The sequence below is a fragment of the Acidovorax sp. AC410 genome (genome assembly GCF_979253235.1).
Genome location: NZ_CEEDCG010000001.1, coordinates 6920934 through 6941265, shown reverse-complemented (window position 1 = coordinate 6941265; position 20332 = coordinate 6920934). Strand labels below are relative to the sequence as shown.

Genomic DNA, 20332 nt, shown 5'->3' with positions numbered 1-20332 from the left:
GGCAATCTCCTACGAGCGCGATCCGGCGCCCAGCCAGCGCAGCGGATTGAACCCCGTCACCAGGCCCGTGGCCACCAGCACCAGCAGGCCGCCCCAGAGCATGCCCGGGCCCAGGGCTTCGCCCAGGAACAGGTGGCCCCAGGCCACGCCGAACAGCGGGATCATGAAGGCGCTGCTCATGGCCGCCACGGGCGAGACCTGGCTGAGCACGCGCAGGTTGAGCCAGTAGGCCAGGCCCGAGGTGACGATGCCCATGACCGCCACGGCGGCCAGCGCCGTAGGCGTGAACTGCGCCTCGGGCAGGCTCCAGGCCGCGCCGGGCAGCAGCATGACCAGGGCCGTGCCGTGGATGCCGGCCGCAATCGCCAGTGGCGGCATGCGCGTGGTGGCGCGCTTCATCCACGGGGTGGACACGCCGTAGCAGGCCGATGCTGTCATGCACGCCAGGGCGGCAATGATGAGTGCTGGTGTGGGCGTGACCGGGCCGAGCTGCACGATGAGCGCCACGCCGGCAAAGCCGCAGAGGCAGCCCAGCCACTTGCGCGCGCTCAGCGTGTCTTCCTTGAGCCAGGCGGCAGCGATCACGCTGAACGGCACGGCCATGGTGTTGAGCAGCGAGCTGTAGCCCGCAGGCAAGTACAGCGCCGCCCAGGAGTACAGCAGGAACGGGATCGCCACCGTGAGCGCACCCAGCCCGACCAGCTCGCGCCAGTGGCGCCAGGGCCAGCGCTCGCCGGCCACGCGCATGATGAAGATCAGCGTGAGCGTGGCCAAGCCGATGCGCAGGGCGGCCATGACATTGGGCCCGAGCACGGGGCTCGCGACACGGATGAAAAGGAAGGAGGCGCCCCACAGGGCAGACAGCAGCACGAGCTGCAGGAAATGGCGGGTCTTCACCCGTGCATTGTCGGCCAGCCGCGCAAAGTCTGCTGGCGACCGAGCACCGCAGGTGCTACTTGCGCACCTCGTCGACCATGGCGCGGAAGTCGTCGATGTCCTCGAAGCTGCGGTAGACGCTGGCAAAGCGGATGTAGGCGATCTTGTCGAGCTTCTTGAGCTCGCGCATCACCAGTTCGCCGATGCGGCTGGAGAGCACTTCGCGCTGGCCCAGGTTGAGCAGCTTTTCCTCGATGCGCTCGATGGCGCTGTCGATCTGCGTGGTGCTCACGGGGCGCTTGCGCAGCGCCAGGTTGAACGAGCCGAGCAGCTTGCCTCGCTCGTACTCGATGCGCCGGCCGTCTTTCTTGACGATGGCCGGGAAGTTCACTTCCGGCCGCTCGTAGGTGGTAAAGCGCTTGTCGCAGGCGCCGCACTGGCGCCGGCGGCGAATGAAGTCCCCTTCTTCAGACACCCGGGTTTCGACGACCTGCGTTTCCTGGTGGCTGCAAAAAGGGCACTTCATGGCGGTGCCGGATCAGCCGTAGACCGGGAAGCGCGCCGTCAACGCATTCACCTTGGCGCGCACGGCAGCGATGTTGGCCTCGTCGCGCGGGTTGTCCAGCACGTCGGCGATCAGGTTGGCGGTGATGCGCGCTTCTTCTTCCTTGAAGCCGCGCGTGGTCATGGCAGGGGTGCCGATGCGCACGCCGCTGGTCACCATCGGCTTTTCAGGGTCGTTGGGGATGGCGTTCTTGTTGATGGTCATGTGGGCGGCGCCCAGCACGGCCTCGGCTTCCTTGCCGGTGATGCCCTTGGCGCGCAGGTCGACCAGCATCACGTGGCTTTGCGTGCCGCCGGAGACGATGCGCAGGCCGCGGGCGGTCAGCGTTTCGGCCACGACTTGGGCGTTCTTGATCACCTGTTCCTGGTAGGCCTTGAAGCCGGGCTGCAGCGCTTCCTTGAAGGCCACGGCCTTGGCCGCGATGACATGCATCAGCGGGCCGCCTTGCAGGCCGGGGAATATGGCGCTGTTGATGGCCTTCTCGTGCTCGGCCTTCATCAGGATGATGCCGCCGCGCGGGCCGCGCAGGCTCTTGTGCGTGGTGCTGGTGACCACGTCGGCATGGGGCACGGGGTTGGGGTACACGCCCGCGGCGATCAGGCCGGCGTAGTGGGCCATGTCCACCATGAAGATCGCGCCCACGTCCTTGGCCACCTTGGCAAAGCGTGCGAAGTCGATGTGCAGGCTGTAGGCCGAGGCACCGGCGATGATCAGCTTGGGCTTGGTTTCGTGCGCCTTCTTCTCCATGGCGTCGTAGTCCAGCACTTCATTGGCGTCGAGGCCGTAGGAGACCACGTTGAACCACTTGCCCGACATGTTCAGCGGCATCCCGTGCGTGAGGTGGCCGCCTTCGGCCAGGCTCATGCCCATGATGGTGTCGCCGGGCTTGAGGAAGGCCAGGAACACGGCCTCGTTGGCCGAGGCACCGCAGTGCGGCTGCACATTGGCGGCATCGGCACCGAAGATCTTCTTGACGCGGTCGATGGCCAGTTGCTCGGCCACGTCCACGTGCTCGCAGCCACCGTAGTAGCGCTTGCCGGGGTAGCCTTCGGCGTACTTGTTGGTCAGCTGGGTGCCCTGGGCCCACATCACGGCGGGAGAGGCGTAGTTCTCGCTGGCGATCAGCTCGATGTGGTGCTCTTGCCGGGCGTTCTCGGCCGTGATGGCGGCAAACAACTCGGGGTCGGCTTGTTCGACAAGAATATTGCGGTCGTACATGTGTGGCAGTCCTATGAACTTGTGTCCCTTGAAACAAGGGCTGCCCAGGCGAACGGCTGAACGCGGCGGGCATGACACCCGTGCGGCACGCTCCCCAGTGGTTCACAAGGGGCAAGCCCTTGCCGGTTTCCACGTCAGCGGCAGCCCGGTTGCGGGGCTGCGCCTATCGCCAGTTGCGTACCTGCGTAGTGTATCCCAGGCGGCGCGGCCGCTCCAGGAATGTGGGTCTCAGGAGGGCTGCGAGAGCAAGGCCACCTTGTCACTGCCGCCATTGGCAGGCGAGGCGGGGGCTGGCAGCTTGACCGAGGCGGGGACCGATTGCACCGGCGCCTGCGTGGACAGGGTGGCGGGCGGGTTGGTTGGCATGGCGCGGCCACCGGCCACCTGGCGCAGGCGGAAATGCTCGGCCAGGACCTTGGCGGTGTAGCCGCCGTCGTCGGGCAGGTTGGCCGCACCCACGTAGTAGCGCAGGCCGCCTTCGAGCGAGCCAGCGCGGGCGATGCATTCCTGCAGCACCTTCACGCCCACGCGCAGGTTGGTCACCGGGTCGAAGGCCGCGAAGTGGCCGCCGAAGTTCTGGTACTTCTCGGTATGCACGGTGGTCATCACCTGCATCAGGCCCTGTGCACCCACGGAGCTTTGCGCAAACGGGTTGAAATTCGACTCGATGGCCATGATGGCCAGGATCAGGGTCGGGTCGAGTTTGTTGCGGGCACCGAGCTCATAGGCCTCGGCCACCAGCACGCTCAGCGGCTCGGGGGCCACGCGGTACTTCTTGCTCAGCCAGAACGCCACGGCAGCCTGCTCCTTGGGCAGGTCCTTGGGGTTGCCGGCGGTGGCGCGCTCGCTCGCTTCGGGCTCGATGGGCATGCCCAGCACGGCGACCTGGCGCGCCTGCAGCCAGTTCATGAGCTTTTCTTCTCCGGCCTGGCGCAGATCGGGCCGGGCGCTCAAGGCGATAACGACGAATGCAACGGTCAGCCCGATGAGGGCGAAGCTGCTGTGGGTGATTTCAAGAAAACCTTCGGTCACATCGGCTGCGAAGGTTCGCACGCCGGAGACTATTTTTCCTGACGCTGTCATAGCTCTTCCTTTCTGGGGCGCTTCCCTGAGGCCCTGCCACCACGGGTGGTTGGCAGGATCAGGCGTATCACCTGGATTGGTACGCCATCAAATTCAGGGCCTGCAAAAAGCAAGAGGGGCCGTGAGTTGACTTAGCCGGGTTCGGCAGCGGGTTGGGGTTTTTACTAGCCATTTTTGAGGCTGGCGGATTCTAGGAGGTCACCAAATACCTAGTCAATACTAACAAATTGAATCGTTAGATTAAAAAAGCATGAAAAATCTGGTAGAAAACACAGGGTTTTGCCATTTTTCGCCCGAAGCGGTTGCCTGGCCGACCACAGCCCGGTGACGGCCATGTGTCAAATTCAATCGGCTTTTACCGCACCATTGCAAAACCGGGTTGAGGTCGGCTGCCGACTTTGGTAAGGTTCGTCTGCCTGTTGATTTCAGGCATCGCCAGACGAAGCGAACTCTCCCGCCGATGGGCATTCAGTGCCGCGGTGCAGCAGATGAAACTTCCACGGCACCCCCTGGAGGCAATACCTTGCCTCCTCGCATGGTGGACCTTCATCTCCGCCTTGCGAAACGATGGCAAAGACCGTTGTGTCAGCCGTCAAGCCCGGGAGACTGTCCACTTCGGAAAGTCCCCCGGGCTTTCTTGTTTGTGGGCCCGCGCCTGGCCTGCGATGGGCTGGGGTTGTGCAGGTGCCGGCCAGGTGGCCTTCCATGCGGCACAGGCATGTGTGGGGCGTTGTGCTGCAGGGCTCCCACGCAGGTCTGCACGGGCCTGTGTTGAACTGCCTCAAGGCATTGAATGGGCCCTTGCCGCATATATATAGATAATGGGGGCAATTCCCAGAGCGGGCGCAGGCCCGTGGGAGACACCGCAACCCTGCGAAGCAGGGTGCAGATGCCCGCACACCGGGTGGCCCTGGACAGGACATCCCCGAGGGATGTTTCGCCAGGACGGCTGGTGGCCCGCCTGCACGAACCCGGTGAAAATAGCCCGTTTTCTGCCATGTACCTGCTTTGGCTGGCGCGAGCCTTGGTGGCCTCGCGCACCCACCCGGAGCAGGGATGGCCGTTCGTAATCCATTGGATCCATGTTTCCATTTTTTTCCCGCAGCAAAATGTCCGACGCACCTGAAGTGAATCCGGCCCCGGCCAAAACCCAAGAGGCGCATCCCCTGGATGCACTGACCGGCGGCGCCTTCTCTGCCGCTACCTCGGGCGAGCGCGCCTCCCGCATCCGCGACTGGCTGGCCACGCAGCCTGCGCAAGAGCAACTGCAGGAAGTGTTCAAGGAACTGAGCGGCCGCGACAAGGGTGCTGCCCGCGCCGTGCGCGAACGCCTCGACGAGATCCGCCGCGCCAAGGGCCAGGAAGTGATTGCCGCCGAGTGGGCCGACAAGGCACAGGCCCTGCTGTCCGCGCCCAAGCTCAACATCGCTGATGCCCTGGCATGGCAGCGCGATGCGGCCAAGGCCGGCGCGCCGCTGTCGCGCGAGCCGCTGTCCCTGCTCAAGGTACAGGTGGCCGACCGGGTCAAGGTCATCGAAGACCTGCAGCACCGCGTGCAGGTGCAGCGCGAGGCTGCCGTGCTGCTCGCGCAGCGCATCGAAGTGCTCTCCACCAAGCCCTGGCGCGACGCGCATGGCGCGCTGGAGCTGCTGCGCGCCGACGTGGCCCGCTGGCAGGAGCAGGCCCAGGAACTGACGGGCGACGCCAGCTGGGCCAGCGTGGAAGCACGCTTCCCGCCGCTGCTCGATGCCTCGCGCACGCAACTGCTGGTGGTATGGGATGCCTTCCAGCCCGCCGTGGCCCAGGCTGCTGCCGCTGCTGAAGACGCCAGCGCCCCCCTGCCACCCGTGCCCGTGTGGGCCGATGAATTGCGCGCCGCCCGTGGCCTGCCCACCGAAGCCGCTGCAGCAGCAGCTGCCGCAGGCGCGGCGGCTGGCGCTGCCAAGCCGGCCCGCACGCAGAACAAGCCCAAGGTTGATCCCGAAGTGCGCGACAAGGCCGTGCAGGCCGTGCGCGAGGCCCTGGTGGTGCTGGAGAAGGAAACCGCCGAAGGCCATGGCAAGGCCAGTGCTGGTGCTGCCGCCGCACTGCGTGCTGTGCTCAAGAACCACGGCAAGCACATCGATGCCGCCCTGGAGCAACAGGTGCATACCGCCCTGGTGGCGGCTGGCGAGCTCGAAGGCTGGCAGCGCTGGGGTGCCGACCAGGTGCGCGAGGACCTCGTGGCCAAGGCCGAAGGCCTGCTCAACCGCCCCGAGGGCCAGGCCCTGGGTGGCCGCAAGATGCAGGAAACCCTGCGCGCCCTGCGCGAGCAGTGGAAGCAGGCCGACCAGGGTGGTGCGCCCAACCACGGCCTGTGGAAGAAATTCGACGAGGCCTGCAACGCCGCGCACAAGGTCGTGGAAGCCTGGCTCGACAAGATCCGTGCCGATGCTGCCGAGCACAAGGCCCAGCGCCTGGCACTGATCGAAGAGGTCAAGGCCTGGACGCAGGAACATGCCGCTTCGGGCGACTGGAAGGGCATCAACCGCGCGCTGTACCAGTTTGGCGACCGCTGGCGCGAAGGCGGCCATGTGGGCGAGAAGATCTTTGCCGAGCTGCAGCCGCTGTGGAAGCAGGCCATTGCCGGCGCTGCCGCGCCGCTGGAAGCCGCGCAGAAGGAAAGCCTGGCCCGCCGCCACGCCATGATCGACGAGGCCGTGGCCCTGGGTGCCGCGCCCATGCTGCGCATCGACGCCGTCAAGGCGCTGCAGCAGCGCTGGCAGGCCGAGGCGCAGACCGTGCCGCTGGACCGCAAGCACGAGCAGAAGCTGTGGGATGCGTTCAGGAAGCCCATCGACGAGGCCTTCAACCGCAAGTCGGCCGACCGCGAAAAGGCCGTGACCGAACTGAGCGCGCGTGACCGCGTGGTGCTCGATGCCTCCAAGGCCCTGGAAGCCGCCAACGCCACGGGCGATGCGCAGCAGATCCGCGCCGCCGTGCAGGCCCTGGAGGCCGCGCTGCGCGGCCAGGCCCAGGCCGCCGAGGCAGCCGCCTCCGCCCAAAAGAGCGAGCAAAGCGCTGCGGCATCGGTGGCGCAGGCCGACGAAGCTGCTGCTGCAGCCGGTGAGGGCGAAGCGCCCGCGGCCGAGGCGGGTGCTGACGGTGAAGCTGCGGCCCCGGCCGCCGCGCCCGTGGCACCGCCCAAGCCCGCCCGCCCCGTGGTGGCCGTGCGTGGCGATGACCGCCCCGGCATGAAGAAGGATGCACCCGCAGCCCCCGGCCGCGGTGCGCGCCCTGGCGAGCGCCGTGATGGCGGCCGTGGCGATGCGGGCCGTGGCGGACCGCGCGATGGCCGTCCCGGCGACCGGGGTGCAGACCGCGGCGGTGACCGCGGTGGCCGCTTCGGCGACCGCCCGGCCTACGAAGACCGCGGCCCGCGCCTGGGCGACACGGCCTTCCGTGCCCAGCGCGATGCCATGGAGCACGCACAGATGGCGTTGAAGAAGCTGGCCGCGCAGGCCCACGGCGAGGCGCTCACGCAGCTGCTCACGGCCTGGGAAAAGCGCGACGCGGCGCAGGTGCCGAGCACGCAGGACCTCGGTGGCCGCGTGACCCCGGCCGTGCGTACGTCCTGGACGCAGGCCCTGGCGACCGCGCCCAAAGGCGATGCGGCCGAAGCGCTGCTGCGCCTGGAGATGGCGGCCGAGGTGCCGACACCGGCCGAGCACATTTCCGCGCGCCGCCTGTTGCAGTTGCAGCTGCTCACGCGCCGCAACGACCCCGCGCCCGAGCAGACCTGGGGCCAGGATGCTGCCCGCGTGCTGGCCAGCCCGAGCGACGCGGCCACGGCCCGCCGCCTGCAGAACGTGCTCAAGAACCTGCTGCGCAAGTAAGTAAGGGGTTAATGCGGGGCTCGTGGGTCCTGCGCTGCCTTCGAAGCGCCTTCGTGTGCATGCCCAGGGGCATGGATGCGAAGGCGCTTTGTCTTTGGTGAGGTGGGTGGGTGTGGGCGTGTGCCGGTGCCCTGGGCACAGGGGGCCATGCGCCGGTGGGAGCTGCTTGTGAGTGCAGTCGCAAAATAAAAAAGCCGTTGCGAATGCAACGGCTTTTTCTTTGTTTGGTGCCCAGGAGAGGACTCGAACCTCCACGATGTTACTCGCTAGTACCTGAAACTAGTGCGTCTACCAATTCCGCCACCTGGGCTTTCAGATCAGCTTTGAATTATAGAACGTTTTTTTGGGGTCGCCAGCAAAGTTGCCCACTTTTTTGAAAATTGTTCGCTGCGTGCTGCTTTTTTTGCGGCGTGCGAGCGACCGCGCAAGGGGCATGTCCGCATGCGGCCGATGGCATTTGGTCGTGCAGGCACGGGACCGTGTGCATTGCCCATCTTTCGGTGGTCGCCTGGCTTGTGCGTGGCGCGAGGTGCATGGGCTGCGGAAAATAAAAAAGCCGCTGTGGGTACAGCGGCTTCGATATTTTGAAAACCATCACTGGTTCTCGTTAAACTTGGTGCCCAGGAGAGGACTCGAACCTCCACGATGTTACTCGCTAGTACCTGAAACTAGTGCGTCTACCAATTCCGCCACCTGGGCATTTCAGGAAAGACTCAGATTGTATATCAAAAAAACCACCCCCGGCGCGCAGTCCGCGCATTTGTCGGACGAAATTGAAGGAAGCGTGCAGGGGCACCGTGATGGCCATGGTTTCGTCGTGCGTGATGACGGCGAAGGCGACATCTACATCCCCCCCAACGAAATGCGTGCCGTGCTGCACAAGGACCGCGTGCGCGTGCGCATCGTGCGCCAGGACCGCCGGGGTCGCCCCGAAGGCCGCGTGGTCGAAATCATCGAACGCCCGCCGCAGCCCATCATCGGCCGGCTGCTGCAGGAGAGCGGCGTGTGGCTGGTGGCGCCCGAAGACAAGCGCTACGGCCAGGACGTACTGATCCCCAAGGGCGCCACGGGCGCCGCCAAGCCCGGCCAGGTGGTCGTGGTCGAACTGACCGAGCCGCCGGCCCTGTTCGGACAGCCCGTGGGCCGCATCACCGAAGTGCTCGGCGAGGTGGATGACCCGGGCATGGAGATCGAGATCGCGGTGCGCAAGTACGGCGTGCCGCATGAGTTCTCGGCCGAGTGCCTGGCGCAGGCCAAGGAACTGCCCGACAAGGTGCGCGCGCAGGACAAGAAGCGCCGCGTGGACCTGACCGACGTGCCCCTGGTCACCATCGACGGCGAGGACGCGCGCGACTTCGACGATGCCGTGTACTGCGAGCCCGCGCGCGTGGGCCGCGGCAAGGGCTGGCGCCTGCTGGTGGCCATTGCCGACGTGAGCAACTATGTGGAGACCGGCAGCGCCATCGACATCGATGCCTACGACCGTGCCACCAGCGTGTACTTCCCGCGCCGCGTGATTCCCATGCTGCCGGAGAAGCTCTCGAACGGCCTGTGCTCGCTCAACCCCGATGTCGAGCGCCTGTGCATGGTCTGCGACATGCTGGTCAACGCCAAGGGCGAGGTGCATGCCTACCAGTTCTACCCGGCGGTGATGCACAGCCATGCGCGCTTCACGTACACCGAGGTGGCGGCCATCCTGGCCAACACGCGCGGGCCCGAGGCCAGCAAGCGCAAGGAGCGCGTGCCCGACCTGCTCAACCTGCACGACGTGTACCGTGCGCTGCTGATTGCGCGCCGCCAGCGCGGCGCGGTGGACTTCGAGACCACCGAGACGCAGATCATCTGCGACGAGAACGGCCGCATCGAGAAGATCGTGCCGCGCACCCGCAACGACGCGCACAAGCTCATCGAGGAGGCCATGCTGGCCGCCAACGTCTGCAGCGCCGACTTCATCGCCCAGGGCGGCCAGCCCGGCCTGTTCCGCGTGCACGAAGGCCCCACGCCCGAGAAGCAGGAGATCCTGCGCAACTACCTCAAGGCCATGGCCGTGGGCATGACCATCGGCGACGATCCCAAGCCCTCGGAATTCCAGGCCATCGCCGAGGCCACCAAGGACCGGCCCGACGCCCAGCAGATCCACACCATGCTGCTGCGCTCCATGCAGCAGGCCATCTACACGCCAGTCAACAGTGGCCACTTCGGCCTGGCGTTCGAGGCCTACACCCACTTCACCAGCCCCATCCGGCGCTACCCAGATCTGCTGGTGCACCGCGTGATCAAGGCCATCCTGGCCAAGACGCAGTACAAGCTGCCCTCGCTGCCCACGCCGGGCGAAGCCCATGCCAAGCTGGCCAAGCGCCTGGCGTCCCGCGTGGCGGCGCCGGGCACCAAGCCGCGCAAGGACGTCAAGCCGCCGAGCCGCGAAGTCCAGGCCTGGGAGGCTGCGGGCCTGCACTGCAGCGCCAACGAACGCCGTGCCGACGAGGCCAGCCGCGACGTGGAGGCCTGGCTCAAGTGCAAGTACATGCGCGAGCATCTGGGCGAGGAGTACAGCGGCGTGGTCAGTGCGGCGACGAGCTTCGGCATCTTCGTGACGCTGGACGCCATGTACGTCGAAGGCCTGGTGCACATCACCGAGCTCGGTGGCGAGTACTACAAGTTCGACGAGGCGCGCCAGGAACTGCGCGGCGAGCGCACCGGCATCCGCTACGCCATCGGCGCGCGCGTGCGCGTGCAGGTCAGCCGCGTGGACCTCGACGGTCGCAAGATCGACTTCCGCCTGGTGCGCGAGGGCGAGGAGCTGGTTGGCCGCGCGCTCAAGGACAAGGGCGTGTCGCAGGATGGTCCCGGCGGTTCCGGCAAGGGCCCGCGCAAGGGTGGCAGCGGTGGCCGCTCCAAGGCCAAGGCCGCCGATCCCTCGGCCACCGAGATGGCCTCGCTCACGCGCGAGCGTGCGGCACGTTCACCGATCCAGGAGCTCAAGGCCTCGGTGAAGAAGGCGGCCGCCAAGGGCAAGCCCGGCAGCAAGGGGCGCAAGCCGCGCCGCGGCTGAGCCTGGCACGCCGACGAACCGAACAGCCCGCGTTTGCGCGGGTTGGTTTTTTCAGGGCCGTGCTGAGCGGCTGTCCGGGTCCTGCGGTGTTGTCTGTTGCAGGAACGCGAGGTAGCGCTGCGCCGTGTCGCCGGGCACTTCCATCATGGGCAGGTGGCCGATCCCGGCCAGGCGCTCGATGCGCGCTCCCGGCAGCAGGGTGCGCAGTGTCTCGCTGCCCGAAATATCGAACACGCGGTCCTGCTCGCCCCAGAGGGCCAGCGTGGGTTGTTGCAGGCCTGTCGCCAGGCGCTGGCTCAGCAGATGCCGGTCCTTGAGCTGCGCGTCCCACAACCGCGCGTTGGATGTTGCATTGCGCGCGGCCGCCTGTTCTGTGGCGTGCAGGATGGGGTAGGGCAGGAATGGGCGCTTTTCGAACACCAGCGCCATCATGGCATCGAACCCGGCGGCATCGGCGGCCACCAGCGGGCGCTGCCCGGCATCGATGAGCTGGTCCATGCGGCTCGGCTGCGGCGAGCGCAGCCCGTGCGGTGCGCCGATAAAAGCCACGCTGGCTACGCGCTGCGGGTGTTCCAACGCCAGCAGTGCCGCAACGGTGCCGCCCATCGAGTTGCCGGCCAGGTGGGCCCGGTCGATGCCCCAGGCATCCATCAGCTCGCGCAGGCGCCTGGTGTGGGCCGCGTAGTCGTAGGGCAGGGCCTCGTCGCGCGTGCTCTGGCCAAAGCCCGGCAGGTCGGGTGCGATCACGCGGTGCGTGGTGGTGATGGGGCGCGCAAAATCCGCCCAGTGGTCCTTCTCTGCAAAAATGCCGTGCAGCAGGATGATGGGCAGGTCGCCATGGCCTTGTGGCGTGCCGGGCTGGGTCGGGCCGCTGTCCAGGTAATGCACTTCGTGTCCTGCGATGCGGACGGTCTTGGCCGATAGGCCCGAAAGCTGGCGGTTGAGGTCCAGCAACGGTTGCTTGAACCAGCTGGGGGTGCCGTAATAGAGCGCGGTGGTGGCCAGTGCCAGTGCCGCGGCGGTAGAAATGAGGATGCGCTTCAAGAACAGGTCTCCGTGGTGGGGGATGGATTGCGCTTGAAGGCTACCGGGAGCAGCGTTTGAAAACTTGCATGTTTGGGCTATGCCGACACACAGCACCCTGACCCTCGGGTCTGACCGCGCGCTCTATGTGGGGGATCTGCCCGCGACGGGTTGGCATTGCCATGCCGCCCCCGTGCTGCTGATCGGCCTGTCGGGCCGGTTCGCCCTGCACCTCAAGCCCGGTGAAGTCGAAACCTGCCACAGCGCGCTGGTCGATGCGGGCGTGCAGCACCTGCTGGACCCCTGCGGCGAGCAGGTGGCGCTGATGTACCTGGAGCCCGACTCGCGCGAGGCCCGCGGCCTGCGCCGCCAGTTCGATCAGCGAGGGCCTGTGGTCCTGGATGTGGCCATTCCCGTGGGTGCGCGCAGCGCCATGGAGGGCTACCTGCGCCACTTCGACCTGCATTCCCTGCTGCGGTTGCCGTGGGCGCCGGCGGCACCGCTCGATGCGCGCGTACGGCACAGCCTGCAGGCCCTGCGCACGCCGGGGGACGGCCGGCTCCTGCGCGATGGACTGGCGGCCGAAGTGCAGCTGTCGGCCTCGCGCTTCAACCACCTGTTCCGTGCCGAGATGGGCGTCAGCCTGCGCAGCTACCGGGTGTGGTCGCAGGTGCGCCTGGCCATGGCGGGCCTCGCGACCAGCCCGCGCCTGACCGACGCTGCCCTGCACGGCGCGTTTTCCGATTCGGCGCATTTCAGCCGCATGTTCCGCCAGACCTTCGGCATGACGCCGTCGAGCGTGCTCAAACCCCTGAAAGAGGTGCTGCTGGTGCCGTGATGCCCGGGGCGGGGGCGGTCAGCGGCCGATCCGCCGGGCCAGTGCGCTGGCCGTCAGGGCCTGGCCCTCGGGCCAGCGGTCGGCCGCCAGGCCATGGGCGTAGACGGCTTCGCTGGCGGCGCGCAAGGCACTGGCGCCCGCCGCCAGGCGAGCGCCCACCATGCCGGCCAGCACGTCACCCGTGCCGGCGGTGGCCAGCCGGCCATTGCCCGTGGGGTTGATCGCGGGCACGCGGTCGGCCGCGCTCACCACCGTGCCCGAGCCCTTGAGCACGGCCACGCAGTTGAACTGGGCGGCCAATTGCTGGGCGGCATCCAGCCGGTCGGCCTGCACCTCGGCAATGGTCAGGCCCAGCAGGCGTGCGGCCTCCAGCGGGTGCGGGGTGAGCACGGTGGGCTGGCCATGCTGGCCGCGCGCCACCACCAGGGCATGCAGCGCTGCGTCGCGCGCGATGAGGTTCAGCGCATCGGCATCGAGCACCAGGCGTGCCGCATGCACGATCACTTCGCGCAGCACGCTGCCCACCGCCTCGCCACCGCCGCAGCCGCAGACCACGGTGAGCTGCTCCAGCTCCAGCGCGCCGAAGCGGCGCAGCATCAGCTCGGGCTGCTGAAGGTCAACTTCCTGGTGGCCCGCATCCAGCAGCGCCACCAGCACGCGGCCCGCGCCCTGGTGCAGTGCCGCCGATGCCGCCAGCAAGGCTGCGCCGGCCATGCCCATGCCGCGCTGGGACAGGCCTTCGCCGCCCACCACGGCCACATCGCCATGGCTGCCCTTGTGGCTGGCATGCGCGCGCGGCGCGGCCAGGGGTGGGCCCATGAGCCAGGCATTGGGAGGCTCATGACCGGGTGCCACGCCCAGGTCATCGAGCCATACGCTGCCCGCTGCATCGCGCCCGGCAGCGGTGAACAGGCCCGGCTTGAGCGTGAGCAGGCTCAGCGTATGGCGTGGCGAGGGGGCATGGTGCAGGAAGGCTTCGGACGCCAGACCCGCGCCGAACTGGCCGGTGTCTGCACCAAGGCCCGAGGGCAGGTCCACCGACAGCACGGGTGCCGGACTGGCCTGCAGTTGCCGCAGGCAGGCCAGCAGGCGCTCATGGGGTAGGCGTGGTGTGGCACCCGGTGCCGGCGCGGTGATGCCGATGCCCAGCAGGGCATCGATGCACAGGTCGGCCCGGGTCAGGTCGGTGGGGGGCGCATCGGCCCATTCCACCCCGGCGGCCAGGGCCCGCTCCCACGACTGGCGTGCGTCGGGCGGTGCGGTCTCGGGCGTGCCCAGCCAGGTCACCACCACCCGGCGCCCGGCCAGGCGCAGGTGCATGGCGGCCTCCAGGCCATCGCCGCCGTTGTTGCCCGCGCCGCAGGCGATCCATACCGTGCTTGCATGGGGTGCCAGGGCCTGGGCGAGTTGCGCCACGGCCAGTCCGGCGCGCTGCATCAGCGTGTGGGGTGGCAGGTCGGCGGCGGCTTCTCGCTCGATGCGGCGCGTGGCGGCGGTGTGGTGCAGTGCATGGGGGTGCGCGGGGGTGATGCGGTGCATGCCGCGCATTGTGCGCCGTCAAGGCCCTGGGCGGGCCTTTCTGCGCCCGCGGGCGGGTGTCTCTGTGGGCGCCATGTTCCCGAACAGTTCCTCGCTGCGCTCGCGCAGCAGAGTCAGTACGCGCTGCGTGGCGGGCGACAGGTAGCCCGTGCGCCGGTGCGTCACGCCCAGCATGCGGCGCAGCGTGGTGGCAGGCAGTGCCACCTCGCGCAGCGCTGCCCCGCGCTCCAGGGCCAGGGTGTGGCGCGATACGAAGGTCAGCAGGTCGGTGCGGGCCACCATGCGCGGCAGCAAGGCGATGGAGCCGCTTTCGAGCCGCACCTCGGGCGTGGGCAGCCCGCGCGCGCTGAACGCCAGGTCCAGCCATTGCCGGCTGGGGATGTGCGCACTGGGCAGCGCCCAGCCGTAGTCGAGCAGGGTGCGCATCTCCAGCGTGCGCCGGCGGAACACCGGGTGCGTGCGCGCGGCGGCGACCACCACCACGTCCTCCACCAGGCCATGGGATTCGAGCTCGGGGTCACCGTCCACCGCCAGCCCCACCAGCAGGTCGAGCTGGCCCTGGCGCAACTGGGTGCGCAGTTCGGCGCTGGGGCCCACCACCACATCGATGCGCACGCGCGGCGCCTCGGCCAGCACGGCACGGCACAGCTCGGGCACCAGGTGCTCCGCAGCGATGGGGCCGCTGCCCAGGGCCACCTGGCCGGCCGAGCCTTCGGCGAAGTCGCGCACCTCGCGCAGCAGTTCGTCGCTGGCCGAGCGCAGCAGGCTGCAGCGCGCCAGCAGCACCTCGCCCACCCGCGTGAGGCGGATGCCCCGGCCCGCGCGCTCGAACAGCGGGCTGCCGACCAGGTCCTCCAACCGCTGGATGCACTTGGTCAGCGCGGGCTGCGAGCGGCCCACCTCCTCGGCGGCACGCCCCAGGTGGCCCAGCCGCGCCACGGTCTCGAAGAAGCGAAGGTCGCGCAGGTGCAAGTCCATCGTTTCATATCCAAAAGTGATGATTCAATGATCATTATCGAATAGACGGAATGGATTGTGGTTCCGAGAATCGCGCTCCATGACCTTTCAGATCTTCGTGACCGCACCCCGCCTGGCGCCTTCCGGCCTGGCCCTGCTGCAGCAGCACGGCTGCACCGTCCACTTCCTGCGGGGTGCCAACGACAGCGCCGGAGTGCTGCGCCAACTGGCCGCCACGCCCTTCGATGCCGTGATCTCGCGCACGGTGGACCTGTCTGCCGAGGCCATCGCCGCCTGCCCGAGCCTGCGGGTGATCTCCAAGCACGGCGTGGGTGTGAGCAACATTGCCGTGGAGGCTGCCACCCGCCAGGGCATTCCCGTGTACGTGACGCCGGGCGCCAACGCGGCCTCGGTGGCGGAGCTGAGCATCGGCCTGATGCTGGCCGCGGCCCGCGGCATCGTGCGCCTGGACGCCGAGTTGCGCGCCGGCCGCTGGACGCGTGCGCAGGATGGTCTGCAACTCGCCGGCCGCCGCCTGGGCCTGCTGGGCTTTGGCCAGGTGGGCCAGCGCGTGGCGCGCGTGGCCCAGGCCCTGGGCATGCAGGTGCATGCCTTCGATCCTGCGCTGCAGGGCCCTTCGCCCGTGCCCGGCGTGCAGCTGCATGCTGCGCTGGCCTCGCTGCTGGCGGTGAGCGACGTGCTCAGCCTGCACGTGCCGCTCAATGCCGCCACGCGCGGCCTGATCGACGGCGCCGCGCTGGATCTGTTGCCGCCCGGTGCGCTGCTGGTGAACACCGCGCGTGGCGAGGTGGTGGACGAGGCGGCCCTCATCGCCCGCCTGGCCGATGGCCGTCTGGCGGGTGCCGGCCTGGACACCATGGCCACCGAGCCACTGCCCGCCGGCCATGCGCTGGCGCAACTGCCTTCGGTGGTGCTCACCCCGCATGTGGGGGGCTCCACGGCGGCGGCTCTCGATGCCATGGCCGAAGGTGCTGCGCGCAATGTGCTCGGTTACCTGCAAGGCCAGTTGCCCGACGTGCGCAGCTGCGCCAATCCCCATGTCTTTTCCACCAAGGCTCTTGCGGCCTGACACCATGACCACTGCCAACAACCCTCCCTGGCCACCCGGCTATGCCGTGAACCCGCGCGTGGGCGCACTCGACGCCGAACTCGTGGCTGCCTTCCGCACAGTGCCTGCGGCGCATGCCAGCGACTGCCTGGGCCGCGGCGTGGGCGCCCTGGGCCTCGCTGCCTACCACGGCGACCTCAAGCTCACCCTGTGCGGGCCGGCCATCACGGTGCGCGTACGCCCGGGCGACAACCTCATGATCCACGTCGCGCTGCAGATGGCGCAGCCCGGCGACGTCATCGTGATCGATGGTGCTGGCGATCCCACGCAGGCACTGATCGGCGGGCTCATGCGCACCACCGCCGTGGCGCGCGGCATCGCCGGCTTCGTGGTGGACGGCGCGATCCGCGACCTGGCGGAGTGGGCCGAGGGCGGTGTGGCCGCCTATGCGCGCAGCCACACCCACCGCGGCCCCAGCAAGGATGGCCCGGGCGAGGTCAACGTGCCGATTGCCTGCGCAGGCATGAGCGTGGCGCCGGGCGATCTGGTCCTGGGCGATGCCGATGGCGTGCTGTGCGTGCCTGCCGCCCAGGCCGCGGCCCTGCTGCCGCTGGTACGTGCCCATGCGGCGCGTGAAGACAAGATCCGCGCCGGCAACCGGGCCGGCACGCCCGACCCCGAACGCTTCAACGCACTGCTGCGCCAGCGGGGCTGCCCAGTCTGAGCGCGCGGGCACTGTTCAAGAACCACAACGAGGAGACAAAGCATGCAACGACGTGAATTCCTGATGGCGGCAGCGGCGGCTGCCGCAGCCGGCACTGCCCCGGCACTGGCGCAGTCGCCTGTGGGCTACCCTGCGCGGCCCCTGCGCTTCGTGGTGCCGTTTCCGCCCGGCGGCGGCACCGACACCACCGCGCGCCTGATCGCCGAGAAGTTCAGCTCCCTGCTGGGCTGGACGGTGGTGGTCGACAACAAGCCCGGCGCGGGCGGCAACATCGGCCTGGATTTCGTGGCCAAGGCGCCGCCGGATGGCTACACCATCGGCATGGGGCAGGCGGCCAATCTGGCCATCAACCCCTCGCTGTACCCGAAGATGCCGTTCGATCCGCTCAAGGACCTCACCCCCATCGTCTCGGTGGCCGATCAGCCCGTGGTGCTGGTGGTGCGGGCCGATTCGCCACTCAAGACCCTGGACGATTTCGTGAAGGCCGCGAAGGCACAGCCCGGCAAGGTGGGCCTGGCGCAGGCGGGCAATGGCACGGTGGGCCACCTGGCAGGCGAGTTGCTGGAGCGGCGCGCGGGCATCGAATTGCTGCAGGTGCCCTACAAGGGTGCGGGCCCGGCCTTGAACGACCTGCTGGCCGGCCAGGTGGAGGCTTACTTCGGCAATACCGTCTCGGTGATGAGGCAACTGGCGGGGGGCAAGATCCGCGCGCTGGCGCTGAGTTCGGCACGCCGCATCGGTGCGCTGCCCAACGTGCCCACGGTGGCCGAGCAGGGCTTTGCGGGCTTTGATGCCACCACCTGGCTGGGCCTGGTGGGGCCGGCCGGCATGCCGGCCGAGGCGGTGGCGCGCATCAATGCCGAGGCGCAGAAGATCCTGGCCCGCGCGGACGTGAAGGAAAAGCTCGCGCAAGAAGGCAGCGAGCCCACGCCTGGCACGCCGCAGCAGTTCGCCGCCCACATCAAGGCCGAGCATGCCAAGTGGAGTGCGCTGATCCGCGAGGCCAACATCCGCATCGAGTAGGCTGGCCATGACCGCTGCCCAGACCCTGACCGTCCCTTCGGGTGGCTCGCGCACGGTGGCGGCCCATACGCCGCGGCGCCTGCGCCCCATCCTGTCGCTGGAGGATTTCGAGCCCGCCGCGCGCCGCCTGCTACCGCGCCCCGTGTTCGGCTACGTCGCCGGTGGCTGCGAAACCGATGCCTCGCTGGCCGGCAACCGCAGTGCGTTTGCGGAGCACGCCTTCGTCCCGCGCGTGCTGCAGGGTGTGGCCCAGCGCTCGCAGGCCACCACGCTGTGGGGCCGCACCTGGTCCTCGCCCTTCGGCATCGCACCGATGGGCATGTGTGCCCTGGCGGCCTACCAGGGGGATCTGGCGCTGGCGCAGGCCGCCGGGCAGGCCGACATTCCCATGGTCTGCAGTGGCACGGCACTGATCACGCTGGAGGACGTACACCGCGCCAATCCGGATGCGTGGTTCCAGGCCTATGTGCCGGGTGAGGTGGCGCGCATCGAGGCGCTGGTGGAGCGCGTGGCGCGTGCAGGCTACGGCACGTTGGTGGTCACGGCCGACACCGCCGTCTCGGGCAACCGCGAGAACCACGTGCGCGTGGGCTTTTCGAGCCCGCTGCGGCCCAGTCTGTCGCTGGCCTGGCAGGGCGTGTCGCATCCGCGTTGGCTGCTGGGCAGCTTTGCGCGCACCCTGCTGCGCCATGGCATGCCGCATTTCGAAAACTCCCAGGCCACGCGGGGCGCACCCATCCTGTCGCGCAACGCGGCGCGGGATTTCGGCGCGCGCGACCACCTGGACTGGGAACACCTGCGGCGCATACGCCGGCTCTGGCAGGGGCGTCTGGTGGTCAAGGGCATCCTCAGCGTGGCGGATGCGCAGGCGGCACGCGACTGCGGGGCGGATGGCATCATCGTCTCCAACCATGGCGGCCGCCAGCTCGACGGCGCGGTCTCGCCGCTGCGCGTGCTGCCCGGGATCGTCGCGGCGGTGCCCGACATCCCGGTGATGATGGACAGCGGCGTGCGCCGCGGCAGCGACGTGCTCAAGGCCATTGCGCTCGGCGCACGCTTCGTGTTCGTCGGCCGGCCTTTTTTGTACGCCGCAGCGGTGGCCGGCCAAGCCGGCGTGGCCCACGGAATCGGCCTGCTGCAGCAGGAGATCCACCGCAACATGGCGCTGCTGGGGGCCGCGCGTGTTTCGGATCTGAGCCAGGGGCGGGTCGTGCCCTTGCGGCCCTAAAACCGCCGCATCCCCAGGCCGTCCAGGTCCACCCCGGGGCTGCGCTGGGCCACCAGGTCGGCGATGGCGCGGGCGCTACCGCTGGCCAGGGCGAAGCCGCCCGTGCCGTGGCCGGTGTTGAGCCACAGGCCGGGTATGCCGCTGGCACCGATCACGGGCGCGCCGTCGGGCAGCATGGTGCGTGCGCCGCGCCAGGCCTGCACACCGCCCGAGAGCTGTGCGCCGCCGGGGAACCAGTCGTTGAGGGTGCGGTACAGGCGCGCCAGGGTCGGGGCGTGGTGCTCCGCGTGGGCGCTGCCCAGCTCGGCGCCTCCGGCGATGCGCACGCGCAGTCCCAGGCGGGTGATGCTGATCTGCTGCTGCATGTCGACCACGCTGGCCTGCGGGGCGTGCGTGTCTTCGCGCAGCGGCGCGCTGACGGAGTAGCCGTACAGGGCCGTCATCGGCAGCGGCAGGCCGAGCGCCGGCAGCAGGCTGGCCGAGGCCATGCCGGCGCACAGCACCACGGCATCGAAGCGGCGCGGTGTGGCCTCGCCCTGCACCACCACGCCCATGGGGTTGGTCGCCAGGCGGTCCACGCGCGTGCCGAAGGCGAATTGCACGCCCCCCGCCTGTGTGCCCTGGCGCAGCAGTTGCGCGAACAGGCGGCAGTTGCCTGCGGCAGCGCCGGGCAGCGAGATGGCCCCGGCCAGCGGTGTTTCGGGCGACAGGCCGGGCTCGAGCTTCTGTGCGGCGGCGGCATCGATCTCCTGCACGGCCACGCCCGCATCGCGCAGGCACTGCAAGGCGGGTTGCAGGTGGGCCCGGTCCTGTTCGGTGCGCAGCAGCAGCAGGCGGCCGGGGCTGGCCTCGAAGTCAAGTTCGTGCCCGGCTGCGATCTCCAGGGTGCGCGCCAGGCTGTACTGGGCCAGGCGCTCGAGTGCGGTGGCCGGGCCGGGGCCGCGCTTTGCGAGGCGCTTCCAGTGCCACAGCCAGGACACGTCGGCGCGACCAAAGCCCTGGGCCAGGCGCACGTTCGATTGCGCTCCCAGGAGCCGCACGGCAGGCGCCATGCCTGGCAGGGACCAGGGGCTGGGCAGCACGGGGGCCAGCAGGCCGGCGGCGGCAAAGCTGGCATCTTCGGCGGCGGCGTTGCGCTGCTCGAACACGGTGACCTCATGGCCGTCGCGGGCCAGTTCGTAGGCGGTGGTGACGCCGATGATGCCGGCGCCCACGATGGCAATCTTCATGAATGGGAAGTATGGCTTGCGTTTGCTGCTTTG

Annotated in this window: 15 protein-coding genes, 2 tRNA genes and 1 riboswitch; of the genes, 7 read left to right on the top strand and 10 right to left on the bottom strand. The window is 68.8% G+C overall.

Going from position 1 to position 20332, the window contains the following annotated elements; genetic code table 11:
* Positions 1-9: 9 nt before the first annotated feature.
* From AC0IZS_RS32240 to AC0IZS_RS32225, 4 genes are all read right to left on the bottom strand, one after another.
* Positions 10-897: a DMT family transporter gene (locus AC0IZS_RS32240; RefSeq protein ID WP_057205579.1), complete on the bottom strand. Its 888-nt coding sequence runs from the start codon at positions 895-897 to the stop codon at positions 10-12.
* A 55-nt stretch (positions 898-952) separates the two neighbouring features.
* Entirely contained in the window at positions 953-1402 is a 450-nt protein-coding gene (gene nrdR / locus AC0IZS_RS32235) for a transcriptional regulator NrdR (protein ID WP_007856647.1), read from the bottom strand.
* Positions 1403-1414: 12 nt separating this feature from the next.
* Complete coding sequence (gene glyA / locus AC0IZS_RS32230; RefSeq protein ID WP_471639379.1) at positions 1415-2659, bottom strand: serine hydroxymethyltransferase; 1245 nt, start codon at positions 2657-2659, stop codon at positions 1415-1417.
* 35 nt (positions 2660-2694) lie between these two features.
* Positions 2695-2846, bottom strand: a riboswitch (ZMP/ZTP riboswitch).
* 41 nt (positions 2847-2887) lie between these two features.
* Complete coding sequence (locus AC0IZS_RS32225; RefSeq protein WP_471639378.1) at positions 2888-3742, bottom strand: lytic transglycosylase domain-containing protein; 855 nt, start codon at positions 3740-3742, stop codon at positions 2888-2890.
* 1082 nt (positions 3743-4824) lie between these two features.
* On the opposite strand from AC0IZS_RS32225, the gene AC0IZS_RS32220 reads away from it, so the two are divergent.
* Complete coding sequence (locus AC0IZS_RS32220) at positions 4825-7617, top strand: DUF349 domain-containing protein (RefSeq protein WP_471639377.1); 2793 nt, start codon at positions 4825-4827, stop codon at positions 7615-7617.
* A 225-nt stretch (positions 7618-7842) separates the two neighbouring features.
* On the opposite strand, the gene AC0IZS_RS32215 is transcribed toward AC0IZS_RS32220, so the two are convergent.
* Both AC0IZS_RS32215 and AC0IZS_RS32210 read right to left on the bottom strand, forming a co-directional pair.
* Positions 7843-7927 (bottom strand) — tRNA-Leu (locus AC0IZS_RS32215).
* A 304-nt stretch (positions 7928-8231) separates the two neighbouring features.
* Positions 8232-8316, bottom strand: a tRNA-Leu gene (locus tag AC0IZS_RS32210).
* Between the two features lie 19 nt (positions 8317-8335).
* Between AC0IZS_RS32210 and rnr the strand changes: the two genes are divergently transcribed.
* Positions 8336-10669 carry a ribonuclease R gene (gene rnr, locus AC0IZS_RS32205; protein ID WP_471639376.1) on the top strand — a complete coding sequence of 778 codons (2334 nt, stop codon included), beginning with the start codon at positions 8336-8338 and terminating at the stop codon, positions 10667-10669.
* A gap of 51 nt (positions 10670-10720) precedes the next feature.
* On the opposite strand, the gene AC0IZS_RS32200 is transcribed toward rnr, so the two are convergent.
* Positions 10721-11713 carry an alpha/beta fold hydrolase gene (locus tag AC0IZS_RS32200; RefSeq protein ID WP_471639375.1) on the bottom strand — a complete coding sequence of 331 codons (993 nt, stop codon included), beginning with the start codon at positions 11711-11713 and terminating at the stop codon, positions 10721-10723.
* A 79-nt stretch (positions 11714-11792) separates the two neighbouring features.
* On the opposite strand from AC0IZS_RS32200, the gene AC0IZS_RS32195 reads away from it, so the two are divergent.
* Positions 11793-12530: a helix-turn-helix transcriptional regulator gene (locus AC0IZS_RS32195; RefSeq protein WP_471639374.1), complete on the top strand. Its 738-nt coding sequence runs from the start codon at positions 11793-11795 to the stop codon at positions 12528-12530.
* Positions 12531-12548: 18 nt separating this feature from the next.
* Here AC0IZS_RS32195 and AC0IZS_RS32190 read toward each other — a convergent pair whose 3' ends face one another.
* Both AC0IZS_RS32190 and AC0IZS_RS32185 read right to left on the bottom strand, forming a co-directional pair.
* A complete protein-coding gene (locus AC0IZS_RS32190; RefSeq protein WP_471639373.1) occupies positions 12549-14069 on the bottom strand; it encodes an NAD(P)H-hydrate dehydratase in 1521 nt (506 codons plus the stop codon).
* Between the two features lie 18 nt (positions 14070-14087).
* A complete protein-coding gene (locus tag AC0IZS_RS32185) occupies positions 14088-15047 on the bottom strand; it encodes a LysR family transcriptional regulator (RefSeq protein WP_471639372.1) in 960 nt (319 codons plus the stop codon).
* Between the two features lie 79 nt (positions 15048-15126).
* Between AC0IZS_RS32185 and AC0IZS_RS32180 the strand changes: the two genes are divergently transcribed.
* From AC0IZS_RS32180 to AC0IZS_RS32165, 4 genes are read left to right on the top strand one after another with little or no spacing between them, the layout of a single operon-like run.
* Positions 15127-16116, top strand: a complete 990-nt coding sequence (locus AC0IZS_RS32180) for a hydroxyacid dehydrogenase (protein ID WP_471639371.1) — start codon at positions 15127-15129, stop codon at positions 16114-16116.
* Between the two features lie 4 nt (positions 16117-16120).
* Complete coding sequence (locus tag AC0IZS_RS32175) at positions 16121-16819, top strand: RraA family protein (RefSeq protein ID WP_471639370.1); 699 nt, start codon at positions 16121-16123, stop codon at positions 16817-16819.
* 42 nt (positions 16820-16861) lie between these two features.
* Entirely contained in the window at positions 16862-17842 is a 981-nt protein-coding gene (locus AC0IZS_RS32170; RefSeq protein WP_471639369.1) for a Bug family tripartite tricarboxylate transporter substrate binding protein, read from the top strand.
* A gap of 7 nt (positions 17843-17849) precedes the next feature.
* Positions 17850-19070, top strand: a complete 1221-nt coding sequence (locus AC0IZS_RS32165; protein WP_471639368.1) for an alpha-hydroxy acid oxidase — start codon at positions 17850-17852, stop codon at positions 19068-19070.
* Here the strand turns inward: AC0IZS_RS32165 and AC0IZS_RS32160 are convergent.
* Positions 19067-20299: an FAD-dependent oxidoreductase gene (locus tag AC0IZS_RS32160; protein WP_471639367.1), complete on the bottom strand. Its 1233-nt coding sequence runs from the start codon at positions 20297-20299 to the stop codon at positions 19067-19069. The genes AC0IZS_RS32165 and AC0IZS_RS32160 overlap by 4 nt on opposite strands.
* Positions 20300-20332: the final 33 nt, after the last annotated feature.